This window comes from Achromobacter sp. RT286_PF (assembly GCF_059760425.1).
In genome coordinates this window covers 1-673 of record NZ_JCBAMR010000085.1, presented here as the reverse complement: position 1 = coordinate 673, position 673 = coordinate 1, and the positions used below count along the sequence as shown (strand labels likewise).

The window sequence follows — 673 nt, the reverse complement described above, 5'->3', positions numbered from 1 at the left end:
GAACCGTCGCTGGCGCGCGCGGCGCTGTGTTCGGACTGGCGCATCTACCAGCAACTGTCCGTGCCGGAAATCCTGGCCGATGTCTTCAAGCGCCATGGCATTACCGACTACGAACAGGTCACCACCCGCCACCACCTGGTACGTGAATACTGCGTGCAGGCCGGCGAAACCGATCTGGATTTCGTGGCGCGCCTGGCCGCCGAAGAGGGCTACTTTCACCGCTACGCCCATACCGAAAATTCCCACCGCCTGATCCACGGCGACCGCATCTACATCCATGGTGAGATCGCCGGCGGGCCGGTCGTCTACAACCCCGCGCCGGGCGGCGATCAACACCAGCCCGCATTGCATCGCTTCATCTACACCGAACAACTACGCACCGCCCGCCAGACGCAACGCGACTACACCTACACACACCCGCAGTACGACCAGGAACACACGCACGTCGCCACCGACCTGCAACACCAAGACGGTCGCTACGAGCGCTACGACTACCCTGGCCGCTACAAGCGCGACGAGGCCGGCAAACCCTTCACGCAAAGCCGTCTGCTGGGCTTGCGCCGCGATGCGCGCATGGCCCAGGTGCACGGCGACGACGCACGGCTAATTCCCGGCGTGGCGTTCGACCTGACCGGCCACCCGCGTGATGACTGGAACCACGGCTGGCGCCCGG

Annotated in this window: 1 protein-coding gene; it reads left to right on the top strand. The window is 65.1% G+C overall.

Annotated elements, in window-relative coordinates:
• The coding region (tssI, locus tag AC6LJY_RS27955; RefSeq protein WP_498137238.1) for a type VI secretion system tip protein TssI/VgrG at positions 1-673 on the top strand (673 nt) is incomplete at both ends.